Here is a 16914-nt window from a genome sequence, read left to right as displayed (position 1 = left end):
TATAGGTCAACTCGCCTTTTTCTACTTGCTCGACCACTGACAGCTTAAAAGCCAGGCTGTAGTCTCGCTGTGTCCGCTTAATCCCTTGCTCCATTTGCCACCTCCTCGTTTCAACGAAAAAGTGTCAACCTATTTCAGGACGGGACAGCGGACAACAAAAAAGCGGCCGAAGCCGCTTTTTTGCACGTCGAGAAAAGCGCCGTCGTCAGACAGCGCGTCATCTCACAGGAACTGCTTGCCGACCCACCACGCGATGGCGGCAATGAAGGCCGATGCCGGGATCGTCAGCACCCATGCCCAGACGATGTTGCCCGCGACACCCCAACGCACGGCAGACAGCTTGCGCGTGGCGCCCACCCCGACGATAGCGCCGGTAATGGTGTGCGTGGTCGAGACCGGCACGCCGAGCCACGAGGCGAAGAACAGCGTGAACGCCCCGCCCGTCTCGGCGCAGAAACCGCCAACCGGCTTGAGCTTCGTGATCTTCTGCCCCATCGTGCGCACGATCCGCCAGCCACCGAACATGGTGCCCAGACCGATCGCCAGATAGCAGCCGATGATCACCCACAGCGGCGGTTCAGCGGCTTCCTGCGGCCACAGACCGGCGGCGATCAGCAGCATCCAGATGATACCGATGGTCTTCTGTGCGTCGTTACCGCCGTGTCCCAGGCTGTACATCCCGGCCGAAACCAGTTGCAGACGACGGAACCAACGGTCCACACGTGCCGGTGGCGTGCGGAAAAACAGCCACGAGACGAGCAGCATGAAGAACGAGCCGAGCACGAACCCGAGCAGCGGCGAGACGAAAATGAATGCCACGGTTTGCAGCAGACCGCTCGCGACGAGCGACCCCGTGCCCGCCTTGGCCACCGCGGCGCCGACCAGACCACCGATCAGGGCATGCGACGAGCTCGACGGAATACCGTAATACCACGTGATGATGTTCCAGGCGATCGCACCGACGAGCGCACCGAAGATCACATAGTGATCCACGATCTCGGGGTGTACCGTGCCCTTGCCCACCGTCGCCGCGACTTTCAGGTGAAAGACGAACAGCGCGATGACGTTGAACATGGCGGCGAAAGCCACCGCCTGATGCGGCTTGAGCACGCCCGTCGAGACGACCGTAGCGATCGAATTGGCGGCGTCGTGAAAACCGTTCATGAAGTCGAACAGGAGCGCCAGAACGACCAAGAGTCCGACCAGCCAGAGGCTGATGTGCAGCGTTGCCATCGAAAGTCTCCGCTCAGGCGTTTTCCAGCACAATGCCTTCGATGATGTTGGCAACGTCCTCGCACTTATCGGTCACCGATTCGAGCAATTCGGACACAGCCTTCTGCTTGATCAGCTCTTTCACGTCCGCCTCTTCGCGGAACAGCTTCGACAGCGATGCGCGCAGCAAGCGATCGGCTTCCGATTCGAGGCCGTCGATCTCTTCGCAAAGCTTCAGGATATCGCGCGCGCGATCCATGTCGTTGAGCAGTGCGACCGTGCTTTGCACGCGCTCGCAGCACTTCACGCAGATCTCGCCGAGCGTACGGGCCTCGGTCGGTACGCTCTTGATGTCGTACATCCAGACGGCCGTCGCCACGTCTTCCATCAGATCCAGGATGTCGTCCATGGTGCTGATCAGCTTATGGATCTCATCGCGGTCGAAAGGCGTGATGAACGTCTTGTGCATCAAGTCGATGGTCTCGTGCGTGATGCGATCCGCTTTCTTCTCGTTGTTCTGCACGGCAACGGTACGTGCCTCGGCGTTGGGCAGGTCGTTGAGCATGGCGGACAGCTCACGGCTGCCTGCCACCATGCACGCCGCGTGCTGGTTGAACAGGTCAAAGAACTTGCCCTCGGTGGGCATGAAGCGACCGAACATTATGGGGAAACTCCGGGTATTGATAGGGGACGGGTCGACACAAAAACGTCACATTCTACCTCGTCGGAGGCATGCGTTACCGCACGCGCATCCGAACAGGTGGAAATCGGGCGTCAGTATTGTGGGCCGGCCAGATTGTCGAACTTCGTGTAGGCACCGATAAACGCCAGGCGCACGTGGCCGATAGGACCGTTACGCTGCTTCGCGATAATGATCTCGGCCGTGCCCTTGTCTGGGGTATCGGGGTTATAGACTTCGTCGCGATAGATGAACAGGATGATGTCGGCATCCTGTTCGATAGCGCCCGATTCGCGCAAATCCGACATCACGGGACGCTTGTTGGGGCGCTGTTCGAGACTTCGGTTCAGCTGCGAGAGCGCAATCACCGGCACGTTCAGCTCTTTGGCGAGGCCCTTGAGCGAACGCGAGATTTCGGAAATTTCAGTGGCACGGTTCTCACCGCCGCCCGAGCCGCTCATCAGCTGAAGGTAATCGATGATGATCAGACCGAGCTTGCCGCACTGACGCGCCAGACGCCGCGCGCGCGCACGCAATTCCATCGGATTGAGTGCCGGCGTTTCGTCGACGAACAACTGCGTCTCGTTCATCTTCTGCATGGCATGCGTGAGCTTCGGCCAGTCTTCGTCGACCAGCTTGCCGGTACGCAGACGATGCTGATCGAGACGCCCCACCGAACCCAGCATACGCATGGCGAGCTGCGTGCCCGGCATTTCCATCGAGAACACGGCGACGGGCAGCCCCTCCTCCACCGCGATGTGCTCGCCGATGTTCATCGAGAACGTCGTCTTACCCATCGACGGGCGGCCGGCCACGATGATCAGGTCGCCACCGTTGAAGCCGGACGTCATGCGGTCAAGATCGACGAAGCCCGTCGGAATACCGGTGATGTCGCTACCGCCTTCGCGGTGGTACAGCTCGTCGATACGCTCGACGACCTGCGTGAGCAGCGGTTGCAGTTCGAGAAAGCCGCTCGTGCTGCGCGAGCCCTCTTCGGCGATGGCGAACACTTTCGCCTCCGCCTCGTCGAGCATCTGACGCACTTCCTTGCCTTGCGGATTGAAGGCATCCGAGGCAATTTCGTCGGCCACGGTCACGAGCTTGCGCAGCACCGCACGGTCGCGCACGATTTCGGCGTAACGACGGATGTTTGCCGCGCTTGGCGTGTTCTGCGCAAGTGCGTTCAGATAGGCGAGCCCGCCCACATCTTCGGCCTTGCCGGCGGAAGTGAGCGATTCGAAAACGGTGATGACGTCGGCAGGACGATCGCCGGAGATCAGGCGACCGATGTGCTGATAGATCTGTCGGTGGTCGTACCGATAGAAATCGTGTTCGGACAGGAAGTCGCCGATACGATCCCAGGCGCTGTTATCGAGCAGCAAACCGCCGAGCACGGATTGCTCCGCCTCGATGGAGTGCGGTGGCACCTTGAGTGAATCGAGCTGGGGATCGGGCGCGTTCATGCCGGGCATTATACCGTCCCCGCGATCCCGGTCAGCCCCGGCGAAATCCCGCTTGCGCGACGATTTTTCCGAGCGTGGTTTGTTCAGCAGTTTCCCTGGAGGCAGCATAAGGTGGCGCTATCGAACGGTGACGTGGATGGAGGCGAGCGCGCAACCGGAAGGCGGTCGGCGTAGATCGGCGTATGACCGGCAACCGGATCTTCCGGCGGCCATGCATGACAGAACAGCAACAGAACGGACAGACATAAAAAAACGGAAGCCGGTAGACCGACTTCCGTCTTTTATTCGCGTCGGGAAGCTGACGCGGGTACGACTTAGGCGTGCTCGCCCAGCACCGACACCGTGACGTCGATCACGACGTCCGTGTGCAGTGCCACTTGAACCGGGAAGTCACCCACGGTCTTGAGCGGGCCGTTCGGCAGACGCACTTGCATCTTCTCGACCTTGAAACCTTGGGTGCCCAGGGCTTCGGCGATGTCGAAGTTGGTGACCGAACCGAACAGACGACCGTCAACGCCGGCCTTCTGTGCGATCTGAACGGTCAGACCCGACAGCTTTTCGCCTTCGGCTTGCGCCGTCGCCAGCTTGTCGGCAGCAGCCTTTTCCAGTTCGGCGCGGCGAACTTCGAATTCGGCGATCGCGTCCTTGGTGGCGCGGCGAGCCTTCTTCGTCGGGATCAGGAAGTTACGTGCGAAACCGTCCTTGACCTTCACGATGTCGCCCAGGTTACCCAGGTTGACGACCTTTTCCAGCAGAATCACTTGCATTATCTATTCTCCTTCGTCGACTGGCGATTAAGCACCGTGCAGATCGGTGTACGGCAGCAGCGCCAGGAAACGCGCGCGCTTGATAGCCGTATCGAGCTGGCGCTGGTAGTGCGCCTTGGTGCCCGTCAGGCGAGCCGGGGTGATCTTGCCGTTGTCGCCGATGAAGTCCTTCAGCGTTTCGACATCCTTGTAATCGATCTGCTCGACACCAGCGACGGTGAAGCGGCAGAACTTCTTGCGCTTGAACAGCGGGTTTTGCTGTTGGCGGCGGCGATCAAACTTCTTGTTTTTACCGTTAGGACGCGGCATGTTCAACAATCCTTTTCAAATGCTTGCAATGCTGTGATGTGAAACACCAGGGTGCGGCTATTGCGATGCTTCTTTGCCAGAAACCCTGCCCACTGGGCCGGTTTCTCAAGTCCCAACGCCATGACTTTGGCACTGATGGGACCGATCGCAACTGCCGGTATCGAGAACTCGACCTGACGGGCTACGCCCGCCTCTTCGGCTGTTCCCTCGTGCGCCAGCGTGACATCAATGACGGGAAGCCCGGCCGGGGTATAGCGCAGCGTGCCGATTTCGACGATGCTGGCCTCGAGCCGTAGGCGATTCACGCGGTCAATGTTTCCGTTGGCACCCTGATGCGTTCCGGTGCGCTAATTACGAAGCAGCAGCTTCGGTCGCGGGCGTCGCGGCAGCCTTCTTGGCTTCTTCGCGGGCCACTTCCTTCATCATCGGCGACGGTGCGGTCTCAGCCTTCTTCATCTTGACGACGAGGTGGCGCAGAACGGCGTCGTTGAACTTGAATGCGTGTTCCAGCTCGTCCAGGGTTTCCTGGTCGCATTCGATGTTCATGCAAACGTAGTGAGCCTTGGCCAGCTTTTCGATCATGTAGGCCAGTTGACGACGGCCCCAGTCTTCGACGCGGTGGATCTTGCCCTGACGGGACTCGACCGTGCCACGATAGCGCTCGATCATGGCAGGCACTTGCTCGCTCTGATCGGGGTGAACGATAAATACGATTTCATAATGACGCATATGTTGCTCCTTATGGACAAAGCTGCCTGGGCGTCAGAACCAGTGCAGCAAGGTTGCAGAACCCGCGATTCTAGCGGATTTCATGTCGATCATCAACACCCGTCCTATCGGTGCCCGCCACACGATGCTTTCCGGCGCCCTTCCCGGCCCCTTCCTCGACCCTCTCGGTGGTGTCTTCACAGCCTTCCCATCACATCAACCGTTCTCCAGCCAGTAATTCGGACGCGCGTAAATCTGCCGCAACTGCTCGATGAAGAGCCGCACGCGGGCGGGCTGAAAGCGCTGCTGGGGATAGACGGCCAGAATGTCGTAGTCCGGCAGTGCGTATTCGTCCAGCACGGTTTCCAGCTCGCCTGACAACAGTTCGCGCTGAATCTCCCACGTCGAACGCCAGCCGAGCCCTAGCCCTTCGAGCGCCCAGCGGTGCAGCAACTCCCCGTCGTTGCAATCGAGATTGCCCGCCACGCGTGTCGTCACCAGCTTGCCCTGCCGCTTGAAGTACCAGCCGCGTTGCTGTCCGCCTTGCAGATTGAACGCGAGGCAGTTGTGTTTGGCCAGATCCTCCAGCGTCTTGGGACGGCCGTGCCGTGCGAAATAAGCGGGCGTGCCGCACACCACACGACGGTTCTGGGCGAGTTTGACGGCCACGAAGTTCGGATCGACCGAGCCGCCGATGCGGATCCCCATGTCGTAGCCTTCGCGCACGATGTCTACCACGCGATCCGTCAGATTGAACGATATCTGCACTTCCGGGTGCAGGCGCAGGAATGCGGGCGCGTGCGGCGCCACGTGCTTGCGGCCGAACGCCGCCGGGGCGGACACGATCAGGTGACCGGAGACGGCATGCCGCCCGGCGCTGATCTCGTTCTCCGCCATGTCCCAGTCGCCGAGCAACTGTTTGCAACGCTCGAGGAAAGCGCCGCCCTCTTCCGAGAGCGCCAGGCGTCGCGTGGAACGGTACATGAGCTTGATGCCGAGTCGCTTTTCGAGGGCGTCGATGCGCCGCCCGAGGATCACCGGCGAGACCCCCTCCTTGAGGGCTGCGGCGGCCAGACTGCCCGCCTCGGCCACCTGCACGAAGGTTTCAATTTGTTTGAAACGGTCCATCGCGTCTCCATTCGATACTTTTTGTTCTTAAAAAAACGATCTTTTGTGATCTTATCAAACAAATCGTACCGGCTTAAAGTGACCTCCAACAACGATTCACTATTACTCACTGGAGGAGTCACATGGCCAAGATGACCGCCGTAGAGGCCGCCGTCCGCGTGCTGGAGAAGGAAGGCATCACTACCGCATTCGGCGTTCCCGGCGCCGCCATCAACCCGTTCTATTCGGCACTGCGCAAGGCCGGCAGCGTCGAGCACGTGCTCGCACGCCACGTCGAAGGCGCCTCGCACATGGCCGAAGGCTACACCCGTGCGGAAGCCGGCAACATCGGCGTTTGTATCGGCACCTCGGGGCCGGCAGGCACGGACATGATTACCGGCCTGTACTCGGCACAAGCCGATTCGATTCCGATTCTTTGCATCACGGGTCAGGCACCGCGCGCCCGTCTGTACAAGGAAGATTTCCAGGCGGTCGACATCGAGTCGATTGCCAAGCCCGTCACCAAGTGGGCCGTGACGGTGCGTGAACCGGCGCTCGTGCCGCGCGTGTTCCAGCAGGCGTTCCATCTGATGCGCTCGGGCCGTCCGGGTCCGGTGCTGATCGATCTGCCGTTCGACGTGCAGGTCGCCGAGATCGAATTCGATCCCGAAACGTATGAACCGCTGCCGGTGTACAAGCCTGCGGCCACGCGTGCCCAGATCGAGAAGGCGATTCAGATGCTGGTCGCCTCCGAGCGTCCGCTGATCGTCTCGGGTGGCGGCGTGATCAACGCCGACGCCGCCGATCTGCTCGTCGAGTTCGCCGAAACCGTCAACGTGCCGGTCGTGCCGACGCTCATGGGCTGGGGCACCATCGCCGACGACCATCCGCTTATGGCGGGCATGGTCGGTCTGCAAACGTCGCACCGCTTCGGCAACGCCACGATGCTCGCCTCCGATTTCGTGATGGGTATCGGCAACCGCTGGGCGAACCGCCACACCGGTAGCGTGGATGTCTTCACCAAGGGTCGTAAGTTCGTGCACGTCGATATCGAGCCGACGCAAATCGGTCGCGTGTTCGGCCCCGATTACGGCATCGTCTCCGACGCCAAGGCGGCACTGACCCTGTTCGTGGAAGTCGCCAAGGAACTGAAGGCCGCGGGCCGTCTGCCGGACCGTTCGCAATGGGTCGCCGATTGCCAGAAGCGCAAGCGCACCATGCTGCGTCGTACCGATTTCGATCAGGTGCCGATCAAGCCGCAACGCGTGTATCAGGAAATGAATGCGTTCTTCGGCCGCGACGTGCGCTACGTCTCGACCATCGGTCTGTCGCAGATCGCCGCTGCGCAGTTCCTGCACGTGAACAAGCCGCGCCACTGGATCAACTGCGGTCAGGCCGGCCCGCTGGGCTGGACGGTGCCGGCAGCCATCGGCGCGAAGGTCGCATCGCCGTCGTCGGACGTCGTGGCGATCTCGGGCGACTACGACTTCCAGTTCATGATCGAAGAGCTGGCCGTGGCTGCGCAGTTCAAGGTGCCGTACATCCACGTCGTGGTGAACAACTCGTACCTGGGTCTGATCCGTCAGGCACAACGCAACTTCGACATGGACTACTGCGTGCAGCTCGCGTTCGAGAACGTGAACTCGCCGGAATTGAACGGTTATGGCGTGGATCACGTGAAGGTGGCCGAAGGCCTCGGCGTGAAGGCCATCCGCGTGTTCCAGCCGAACGACATTCAGCCGGCGCTGGCTCAGGCCCGCAAGCTGATGGCCGAGTTCTCGGTGCCGGTGATCGTGGAAGTGATTCTCGAGCGCGTGACCAACATTGCGATGGGCACGGAAATCAACAACGTCAATGAGTTCGAAGAAATCATCGACGTCGTGGAAGAAGACGACGCAGTGTCGGCCTAAGTCCGCCAGCACTGCCAACGGTTTGCGGGGCGCGTGCGTCCCCTCCGCTTTCGGCTAGACCCCGTCACGGCCAAAGCACGCGCTCCGCAATCCAGCAGCACCGAGCCACATCAAGCAATACCACGCAATACCTGGTGACACCCAGTCATACCCCGGCTCACCCAAGCATCACCCTTGCATCGAATCGTCGAAACCACCCCCTAAAAAAGAGAGAGGAGTCAGCGCAATGCCGAAATTTGCCGCCAACCTGACCATGCTGTTCAACGAGGTGCCGTTCCTCGACCGCTTCAAGGCGGCCGCCGCAGCGGGCTTTCGCGGCGTGGAGTTTCTGTTCCCCTACGCGTTTCACCGCGACCAGATCGCCGACAAGCTGAACCAGTATCAGCTCGACCTCGTGCTGCACAACCTGCCCGCCGGTAACTGGGATGCGGGCGAGCGCGGCATCGCCATCTTCCCGGATCGCGTGGCCGAGTTCCGCGACGGCGTGGGCGAAGCCATCACCTACGCCAAGGCGCTCGGCGTGAAGCAACTGAACTGCCTCGTGGGCAAGCAAGGCGCTGACCTGTCGACGCAAGCCGCTACGGAAACGCTCGTGGGCAACCTGCGCTTCGCCGCCGACGCCCTGAAAGCCGAAGGCATCCGTCTGCTGGTCGAACCGATCAACACGTACGACATTCCCGGCTTCTTCGTGAACCGGACGAAGCAGGCACTGGAGATTTTCGACGCCGTCGGCTCGGACAATCTGTTCCTGCAATACGACATCTATCACATGCAGCGCATGGAAGGCGAACTGGCCAAGACCATCGAGACGAATCTGGCGCGCATCGCTCACGTGCAACTCGCGGACAACCCGGGCCGCAACGAGCCGGGCACGGGCGAAATCAACTACGCCTACCTGTTCGCGTTCCTCGATCGCATTGGCTATCAGGGCTGGATCGGCTGCGAGTACAAGCCCGCGACGACCACGACCGACGGCCTCGGCTGGTTCAAGGCTGCGGGCCTGCGCGAAGCCGCCTGAGCGGCACGAACGCACGAGCCTGACCCGCACACCCCCGGTTCAACCGCACCTCGCCTCCCCCGGCGCAGTGCGCAAGACATGACGGTGACGATGCACCCGGTGCGTTGCGCCGCCCGACCGGGTTTCGACGAGGAAGGGCCCCGCCGGCCGCATGCAGGGGGCATGCGGCCGGAGTTCGGGGGACGCGTCTCGTCCGGCGCCCGGCAACAACACTTCAAACTTTGGCAACAAGGAGTCTCGAAATGGCACAACTCGGTTTTATTGGTCTGGGCATCATGGGCGCGCCGATGGCGAAGCATCTGCAAAACGCCGGTCACAAGCTGTTCCTGTACGAGCGCCGCACGCCCCCGCAAGACCTGATCGACGGTCAGGCCACCGTCTGCACGTCGGCCAAGGAAGTCGCCAAGCGCGCCGATATCGTGTTCGTGATGGTGCCCGACACCCCTGACGTGGGCGCCGTGCTGTTCGGTCAGGACGGTCTGGCCGAAGGCCTTTCCGCCGGCAAGATCGTCGTCGACATGAGCTCGATCTCGCCGATCGAAACCAAGGAATACGCCAAGAAGATCAAGGCACTCGGCTGCGAATACCTCGACGCACCGGTCTCGGGCGGCGAAGTGGGCGCGAAGGCCGCGTCGCTGTCGATCATGGTCGGCGGCTCGCAAGCCGCATTCGACGACGTGAAGCCGTTCTTCGAACTCATGGGCAAGAACATCACGCTCGTGGGCGAGAGCGGCGCAGGCCAGACGTGCAAGGTCGCCAACCAGATCGTGGTCGCCCTGACGATCGAAGCCGTGGGCGAAGCCCTGCTGTTCGCCTCGAAGGCCGGTGCCGATCCCGCCAAGGTTCGTGCCGCACTGATGGGCGGCTTTGCATCGTCGCGCATTCTGGAAGTGCACGGCGAGCGCATGGTCAAGCGCAACTTCGAGCCGGGCTTCCGTATCGCCCTGCACCAGAAGGATCTGAACCTGGCGCTTCAGACGGCGAAGACTCTCGGCGTGTCGCTGCCGAACACGGCCACCGCGCAGGAACTGTTCAACGCCTGTGCCGCCAACGGTGGCGCAGCGTGGGATCACTCGGGCATGGTGCGTGCGCTGGAAATGCTCGCGAACCATACCGTCGCGTAATCCGGTAGACCATCAAAGGAACGACAGGCACCCGTCGGCCGTAACGCCGTCGTGCGTGGCATGGCGGCATGACGGGTGTCGCACCGCGTAGTTCGCGAGAAGACGAAGCAAACGGCTGACAGAAAAAAGCCGTCCGCAGGCAAAAAAGCAGGGAGAAGTGAGAGAAGTACCAGAGTGTACTGGCGAGGACGTCGACAGACGCCCTGCCGAGCGTCACGGCGCAAGTCGAGCGAAAGCGCGACTGGCGCCGTATTTTTTTGATCAATACTCGTCGAACAGACTCTGCATGCGCTCGCGCGGCACACCGGCCTGCAACGCCAGCATCAGCAGCACACGCGCCTTATACGGATGCAGATTGCCGGTGCTCACGAAGCCGTACTGATCGTCCGGCGCGGCACCGTTATGCATCACGTGACCGCTGCCCACGCGCGACGCGCGCACGACCGTCACCCCACGCTGCACCGCCTCGGCCAGCGCCTGTTGCAGCAACGAGTGCAGCGAGCCGTTGCCGGTGCCTGCGACCACGATGCCTTGCACACCGGCTTCCACCAGCGCATCGACGGCAATGCGCGACACGCCCGCATAGCTCGACACCACTTCCACCGCCGGCAATTCACCGGACAAGCCGACGAACTCGCTCTCGACGGTGTGGTATTGCAACGGTTCCCGCTGAAACGCAACGCGTTCGTCCTGCACCCAGCCGAGCACGCCGATTTCCGGCGAGTGAAACGCATCGACCTTGTAGGTGCTCGTCTTGATGACGTCGCGCGCGCAGTGAATCTGGTTGTTGATGGCGACCATCACGCCGCGCCCGCCCGAGATCGGATCGGTCGCCACGCGCACAGCGTTGAGCAGATTGAGCGGACCGTCGGCCGAGAGTGCCGTGGCCGGACGCATCGCCGCCGTCAGCACGACGGGCTTGCGGCTGTTGATCGTCAGATGCAGGTAATACGCGGTCTCTTCGAGCGTATCGGTGCCGTGCGTAATCACGGCGCCAGCCACATCAGGCTGCGCGAGCAAGGCGTTCACGCGTGCGGCGAGCTTCTGCCACAGCGACATGCTCATATCCTTGCTGTCGATCTGCGCGACCTGTTCCGCATGAATATGCGCGACGTTGCCCAGCGCGGGCACGGCGGCGAGCAGGTCCTGAACACCGAGCGCCCCGGCCTGATAACCGGCGGTACGCGTGGCGTCGGCCGCGCTGCCCGCGATCGTGCCGCCCGTGGCGAGCAGCGCAATGCGCGGCAGCTCACCGGAGGACACGGTGTAGTGAGGAATCGGGTTGAATGAGGTCAAGGTCATGCCAGCGATTGTATCCAATACTGCCCCGCTTCCCAATCGCTGAAAATATCGATCCCGCCACGAGAGCGGGATCCGGCTTCAGGGGGCCATTCAAGCCGCGAATTCCAGCGCTTCACGCAGCTGCGTCGAGATTTCCTGTTCCTTGAGCGCCGGTGCGAGCATCTCAATGAACCGATAAGCATACGAACGCAGGAACGCCCCGCGACGCAGGCCGATACGCGTGGTGCTGGGCTCGAACGCGTTGTCCAGCTCCAGCACCGCCAGATCCTGATCCTTGCGCGGGTCGACGGCCATCGCCGCCACGATCCCCACACCCAGCCCCAGTTCCACGTACGTCTTGATGACATCCGTATCAAGCGCGGTGAGCACGATATCCGGCACCAGCCCTTGATCGGTGAACGCCTTGTCCACGTGCGAGCGTCCGGTGAAATCGCCGTCATACGTGATGATCGGATACTCGGCGATGTCGGCAAGCGTCACGTTCTCGCGGCCCACGAGCGGGTGTTCCTTCGGCACGACCGCCACGTGGTGCCATGAATAGCACGGGAACGTGACGATATCGGGAAAGCGGTCGAGCGCCTCGGTCGTGATACCGATGTCGGCTTCGCCGTCGATGACCATCTGCGCGATCTGGCGCGGGCTGCCCTGGCGCAGCGCCAGATGCACCTTCGGGTAGACGCTGGTGAACTGCTTGATCACCTGCGGCAACGCGTAACGCGCCTGCGTGTGGGTCGTGGCCACGACGAGATGCCCGCTGTCCTGATCGGCGAACTGGCGCGCCACGCGACGCAGGTTCTCGGCGTCGAGCAGCATACGCTCGATCAGTTGCAGCACCGCCTTGCCCGGCTCCGTCAGTCCGGTGAGACGCTTGCCGCGACGCACGAAGACATCCACACCGAGTTCGTCTTCCAGATCCTTGATCTGCTTGCTCACGCCCGACTGCGACGTGTACAGCGCACTCGCCGCTTCCGTCAGGTTGAGGTTCTGGCGCACCGCTTCGCGCACGTAGCGCAATTGCTGGAAATTCATGATCTAACTCCGCCCTGTTACTTGTCTGTCCATGACGTCGACGATGTCTGCCACGTCTGTTTGAATACGTACAACTTGTTGTCCTGTCGATCGATGCCGCGCGATGTCACCGCGTGCGGCCCCTTGCCTGCGACGCATGCCTGCAACTCACGCCTGCGCAGAGAACACCCGCAACTGACGCGGCACGGCGCGCAACGGGGTACCGGCATCCGCACCGAGCGCCTTCCAGCCGGAGCGCGTGAGTTCGGCTTCCCACACGGCGTCGCCGGGCGCGGCAAGCTCCACGCGAACGGTGCCGCCCAGCGGAATCGCACGACGCACGGCCACGTCGATCCCCGGACCGCCATCGTTCGCATTGACCAGCGCCAGATCGTGCGGGCGCACGTACGCAATCGCCCGTCCATCCTGCGGCACCGCCGGCAAGTCGTCCTTGTGCACCGTCACGCGGTACTGGCCCGCATCGGCAATGAAATCATGCGTCTGCAACTCACCCGAGAGCCGGTTCGCCGCGCCGAGAAACTCGTAGACGAACGCACTTTCTGGCGTGTCGTAGACATCCTGTGGCGCGCCGATCTGCTCGACCTTGCCGCGATTCATCAGCACGATGCGGTCGGCGACTTCGAGCGCCTCCTCCTGATCGTGCGTGACGAAAATCGTCGTGATGTGCAGTTCGTCGTGCAAACGGCGCAGCCAGCTACGCAGCTCCTTGCGCACCTTGGCGTCGAGCGCGCCGAACGGTTCGTCGAGCAGCAACACTTTCGGCTCCACCGCAAGCGCACGGGCCAGCGCGATACGCTGACGCTGACCACCGGAGAGCTCCGCCGGATAGTGATCGGCCAGCCAGTCCAGTTGCACCAGACCGAGCAGCTCATGCACCTTGGCACGGATCTGGGCATCGGACAGACGATCGCGGCGCGACTTCACGCGCAGACCGAATGCCACGTTCTCGAACACCGTCATGTGACGGAACAGCGCGTAGTGCTGAAACACGAAACCGACCTGGCGCTCACGCGTGCCCACGGACGCCACGTCCTCACCATTGAGCACCACGCGCCCGGCATCGGCGAATTCCAGTCCGGCAACGATGCGCAGCAGCGTGGTCTTGCCGCAGCCCGACGGCCCGAGCAGCGCGACCAGTTCGCCGGTCGGGAATTCGAGACTGACGTCGTCGAGCGCGTTGAAGTCGCCGAAGCGTTTCGAAACCTGTTGTACCTGGATGCTCATTGTCTTGTTCCTCGATGCTTGATCTGACGATGCCGGAGATGGCGCTTCAGGCCTGCACGGCGTCTGCACGACGCGCCGCCTTGTCCTGCGCCAGCTTGTGTTCGGCCCAGAGCTTCAAGGCCAGCGTTGCCAATGCCAGCAGCGCGAGAATCGACGCTGCCGCAAAAGCCCCTACCGTGTGGTAGTCGTTGTATTCAATTTCCACGTGCAGCGGCAGCGTGTTCGTCTCGCCGCGAATATGGCCCGAGACAACGGACACCGCGCCGAACTCGCCCATCGCACGGGCGTTACACAGAATCACGCCGTATAGCAGACCCCATTTGATCTTCGGCAGCGTCACCCGCGTGAACACCTGCCAGCCGCTCGCGCCCAACACGCGCGCCGCCTCTTCTTCTTCGCTGCCCTGCGCCTGCATCAGTGGAATCAGTTCACGTGCGACGAACGGGAACGTGACGAACACCGTCGCGAGCACCAGCCCCGGCAATGCAAACACGATCTTCAGGTTGTGCGCGTCGAGAAAATCCCACAGCGGCCCCTGACGTCCGAAGATCAGCAGGAATGTCAGCCCGGCCACGACCGGTGATACGGAAAACGGCAGGTCGATGAGCGTGGTCAGTACGCTCTTGCCCCGGAATTCGAAGCGCGCGATCGCCCACGATGCCGCGACCCCGAACACCAGATTCAGCGGTACGGCGATCACCGCGATCAACAGCGTCAGGCGGATGGCCGACAGCGCGTCGTCGTTGGTCAGGCCATCCCAGTAAGCGGCGACACCCTTGCCTAGTGCCGTGACGAACACCGAGGCGAGCGGCAACACGAGAAACAGCGCGAAGAACAGCAGCGCTACGCCGATGAGGATGGCCTTGACGAACGCGGGCTCGTCGGTCGGATCGGATTGGCGTGCCTTGGCGGTTTTCGGCAAGGCGCGCGACAGTGTGAGTGAATCGGACATGATCGAAACGTTCTCTTCGAAGGCGGACCGGGTTGTGCGTGATCTGTGTGTTGTGCCTGGTGACGTCAGCCAGTTACAAACCGCTGGCACGACGCCCCGAATGACGACGTTGCAGCCACCATTGCAGGGTATTGATGAGCAACAGCAGCACGAACGAGATCAGCAGCATGACCACGGCAAGCGCCGCCGCGCCGGCAAAGTCATATTGCTCGAGCTTGGTGATGATCAGCAGCGACGTGATCTCGGAGACCATCGGGATGTTGCCCGCGATGAAAATGACCGAGCCGTACTCGCCGACGGCACGCGCAAACGCCAGCGCAAAGCCCGTCAGCAACGCCGGCAACACCGCCGGGAGAATCACGTGACGCAGCGTCTGCCAGCGCGTGGCCCCCAGGCACGCCGCCGCTTCTTCCTGCTCGCGCTCGAACTCTTCGAGCACCGGTTGCAGCGTGCGCACGACGAACGGCAGACCGATGAAGGTCAGCGCCACGAAAATACCCAGCGGCGTGAAGGCGATCTTGATGCCGAGCGGTTCGAACCAGCGTCCGACCCAGCCGTTCGGCGCGTAGATCGCGGCGAGCACGATGCCCGCCACCGAGGTCGGCAACGCGAACGGAAGATCGATTAGCGCATCGACGAATCGCTTGCCCGGGAACGTGTAGCGCACCAGCACCCACGCCAGGATGAAACCGAACACGGCGTTGAGCGACGCCGCCGCGAGCGAGATGCCGAACGTGAGGCGGTACGACGCCAGCACGCGCGGCGAACTCACAGCGGTGACGAAACTCGCCCAGTCGAGCGAGCTTGCCTTGATGAAGACCATCAGCAACGGCACCAGCACCACAAGGCTCAGGTACGCGACGGTGTAGCCCATCGTCAGGCCAAAGCCCGGCAAGGCACTTGGCTTACGCCACAGAGGAAAGAGTGCGGTACTCATGCGAAGGTCCCTGCCTGATTACTTCTTGGTGTAGATCTGGTCGAAGATGCCGCCGTCGGCGAAGTGCTTGGCCTGCGTCTTCGTCCAGCCGCCCAGATCGGCGTCGACCGTGTAGAGCTTGAGCTTCGGATACTGCGCCTCATACTTCTTGGCGATTTCCGGCGAACGCGGACGATAGAAGTGCTTCGCGGCGATTTCCTGACCTTGCGGCGAGTACAGCCATTGCAGATAGGCTTCGGCGGCCTTGCGGGTACCGTGCTTGTCCACGTTCTTGTCGACGATGGCCACCGGCGGCTCCGTCAGGATCGATGACGACGGCACCACGATGTCGAACTTGTCCGGACCGAGATCCTTCACCGACAGCAGCGCTTCGTTTTCCCAGGCGATCAGCACGTCGCCGATGCCACGCTCCACGAAGGTCGTGGTCGCCCCACGCGCGCCCGAATCCAGCACGCCGACGTTCTTATAGATCGCCTTGACGAATTCCTGCGCCTTCTGCTCATTACCGCCCGGTTGCTTGAGCGCGTAGAGCCAGGCCGCGAGGTAGTTCCAGCGGGCGCCGGCCGACGTCTTCGGGTTCGGCGTCACCACGCTGATACCCGGCTTGGCGAGGTCGTTCCAGTCCTTGATGTTCTTGGGGTTGCCCTTGCGCACCAGCAGCACGATGGTCGACGTGTACGGCGTGGCGTTGTCCGGCAGACGCTTCTGCCAGTCCTTGTTCACGAGGCCGGCGGAAGCCAGTTCGTCGATATCGGCCGAGATGCCGAGCGTGACGACGTCGGCGGGTGCGCCATCGAGCACGGTACGGGCCTGCTTGCCCGAGCCGCCGTGCGAGGCCTTCACCGTCACCGTGTCGCCGGAAACTTGCTTGTAGTGGGCTTCGAAAGCCTTGTTGTAATCGGCGTACAGCTCGCGCGTCGGGTCGTACGACACGTTGAGCAGCGACAGGCTTGCGGCCTGCGCCTGAATCGTCATGCCGGCGGCCAGTGCCAGACCGCCCAGCGCGACTACCAGCTTCTTAGCTTTCCATCCCCGTGCTGCTTTGCTCATGACTTGCACTCCTTGTTTGCTTCTTGTGTGTAGGAGGCCAGTCTATGAGTCCGTCTAAATAATTAAAAATAATATTTTCGCTTTTGTTTATGCCGGAATAAGGATTAGAGAATTTGTGCTGAC

General features: G+C 61.9%; 17 protein-coding genes. 3 read left to right on the top strand and 14 right to left on the bottom strand.

Annotated elements, in window-relative coordinates; all coding sequences use genetic code 11:
* Nucleotides 1–222: 222 nt before the first annotated feature.
* The 8 genes from C5N93_RS05480 to C5N93_RS05445 all read right to left on the bottom strand — a co-directional run bounded on the left by C5N93_RS05480 (nucleotide 223) and on the right by C5N93_RS05445 (nucleotide 6266).
* Nucleotides 223–1233 (bottom strand): inorganic phosphate transporter, encoded by a 1011-nt coding sequence (locus C5N93_RS05480; protein WP_044455536.1) that lies wholly within the window; start codon nucleotides 1231–1233, stop codon nucleotides 223–225.
* 13 nt (nucleotides 1234–1246) lie between these two features.
* Nucleotides 1247–1873, bottom strand: a complete 627-nt coding sequence (locus C5N93_RS05475; protein ID WP_069344922.1) for a DUF47 domain-containing protein — start codon at nucleotides 1871–1873, stop codon at nucleotides 1247–1249.
* A 113-nt stretch (nucleotides 1874–1986) separates the two neighbouring features.
* Nucleotides 1987–3354, bottom strand: a complete 1368-nt coding sequence (locus C5N93_RS05470) for a replicative DNA helicase (RefSeq protein ID WP_069345023.1) — start codon at nucleotides 3352–3354, stop codon at nucleotides 1987–1989.
* 314 nt (nucleotides 3355–3668) lie between these two features.
* Nucleotides 3669–4121, bottom strand: a complete 453-nt coding sequence (gene rplI / locus C5N93_RS05465) for a 50S ribosomal protein L9 (RefSeq protein WP_069344921.1) — start codon at nucleotides 4119–4121, stop codon at nucleotides 3669–3671.
* A gap of 27 nt (nucleotides 4122–4148) precedes the next feature.
* On the bottom strand, nucleotides 4149–4430 hold the full coding sequence (gene rpsR, locus C5N93_RS05460; RefSeq protein WP_010803800.1) for a 30S ribosomal protein S18: 282 nt from the start codon (nucleotides 4428–4430) through the stop codon (nucleotides 4149–4151).
* Between the two features lie 2 nt (nucleotides 4431–4432).
* Nucleotides 4433–4735: a primosomal replication protein N gene (gene priB, locus C5N93_RS05455; protein ID WP_044455532.1), complete on the bottom strand. Its 303-nt coding sequence runs from the start codon at nucleotides 4733–4735 to the stop codon at nucleotides 4433–4435.
* 46 nt (nucleotides 4736–4781) lie between these two features.
* The gene (rpsF, locus tag C5N93_RS05450; protein ID WP_044455531.1) at nucleotides 4782–5159 is read right to left on the bottom strand and encodes a 30S ribosomal protein S6; all 378 of its coding nucleotides are present in this window, start codon (nucleotides 5157–5159) and stop codon (nucleotides 4782–4784) included.
* 195 nt (nucleotides 5160–5354) lie between these two features.
* Complete coding sequence (locus C5N93_RS05445; protein ID WP_150723051.1) at nucleotides 5355–6266, bottom strand: LysR family transcriptional regulator; 912 nt, start codon at nucleotides 6264–6266, stop codon at nucleotides 5355–5357.
* Nucleotides 6267–6388: 122 nt separating this feature from the next.
* On the opposite strand from C5N93_RS05445, the gene gcl reads away from it, so the two are divergent.
* The 3 genes from gcl to C5N93_RS05430 all read left to right on the top strand — a co-directional run bounded on the left by gcl (nucleotide 6389) and on the right by C5N93_RS05430 (nucleotide 10297).
* Nucleotides 6389–8155, top strand: a complete 1767-nt coding sequence (gcl, locus tag C5N93_RS05440; RefSeq protein ID WP_069344919.1) for a glyoxylate carboligase — start codon at nucleotides 6389–6391, stop codon at nucleotides 8153–8155.
* A gap of 226 nt (nucleotides 8156–8381) precedes the next feature.
* On the top strand, nucleotides 8382–9173 hold the full coding sequence (hyi, locus tag C5N93_RS05435; RefSeq protein ID WP_242558551.1) for a hydroxypyruvate isomerase: 792 nt from the start codon (nucleotides 8382–8384) through the stop codon (nucleotides 9171–9173).
* 221 nt (nucleotides 9174–9394) lie between these two features.
* Nucleotides 9395–10297: a 2-hydroxy-3-oxopropionate reductase gene (locus C5N93_RS05430; protein ID WP_277990218.1), complete on the top strand. Its 903-nt coding sequence runs from the start codon at nucleotides 9395–9397 to the stop codon at nucleotides 10295–10297.
* 261 nt (nucleotides 10298–10558) lie between these two features.
* Here the strand turns inward: C5N93_RS05430 and C5N93_RS05425 are convergent, their stop codons facing one another.
* From C5N93_RS05425 to C5N93_RS05400, 6 genes are all read right to left on the bottom strand, one after another.
* Nucleotides 10559–11599, bottom strand: coding sequence for an asparaginase (locus C5N93_RS05425; RefSeq protein ID WP_069344916.1), 1041 nt, complete (start codon nucleotides 11597–11599; stop codon nucleotides 10559–10561).
* A gap of 90 nt (nucleotides 11600–11689) precedes the next feature.
* Complete coding sequence (locus C5N93_RS05420; RefSeq protein WP_150669448.1) at nucleotides 11690–12628, bottom strand: CysB family HTH-type transcriptional regulator; 939 nt, start codon at nucleotides 12626–12628, stop codon at nucleotides 11690–11692.
* A 147-nt stretch (nucleotides 12629–12775) separates the two neighbouring features.
* Nucleotides 12776–13852, bottom strand: a complete 1077-nt coding sequence (locus C5N93_RS05415; RefSeq protein ID WP_242558550.1) for a sulfate ABC transporter ATP-binding protein — start codon at nucleotides 13850–13852, stop codon at nucleotides 12776–12778.
* Nucleotides 13853–13898: 46 nt separating this feature from the next.
* Nucleotides 13899–14804 carry a sulfate ABC transporter permease subunit CysW gene (cysW, locus tag C5N93_RS05410; RefSeq protein WP_242558549.1) on the bottom strand — a complete coding sequence of 302 codons (906 nt, stop codon included), beginning with the start codon at nucleotides 14802–14804 and terminating at the stop codon, nucleotides 13899–13901.
* Nucleotides 14805–14877: 73 nt separating this feature from the next.
* Nucleotides 14878–15741, bottom strand: a complete 864-nt coding sequence (gene cysT / locus C5N93_RS05405; RefSeq protein ID WP_069344912.1) for a sulfate ABC transporter permease subunit CysT — start codon at nucleotides 15739–15741, stop codon at nucleotides 14878–14880.
* 18 nt (nucleotides 15742–15759) lie between these two features.
* Nucleotides 15760–16791, bottom strand: a complete 1032-nt coding sequence (locus C5N93_RS05400) for a sulfate ABC transporter substrate-binding protein (RefSeq protein ID WP_277990217.1) — start codon at nucleotides 16789–16791, stop codon at nucleotides 15760–15762.
* Nucleotides 16792–16914 lie beyond the last annotated feature (123 nt).

The sequence above is a fragment of the Pandoraea sp. LA3 genome (assembly GCF_022696215.1).
Taxonomy (GTDB): domain Bacteria; phylum Pseudomonadota; class Gammaproteobacteria; order Burkholderiales; family Burkholderiaceae; genus Pandoraea; species Pandoraea capi.
Note: the sequence above shows the minus strand (reverse complement) of the source record. Positions and strands in the feature narration are given on the sequence as shown.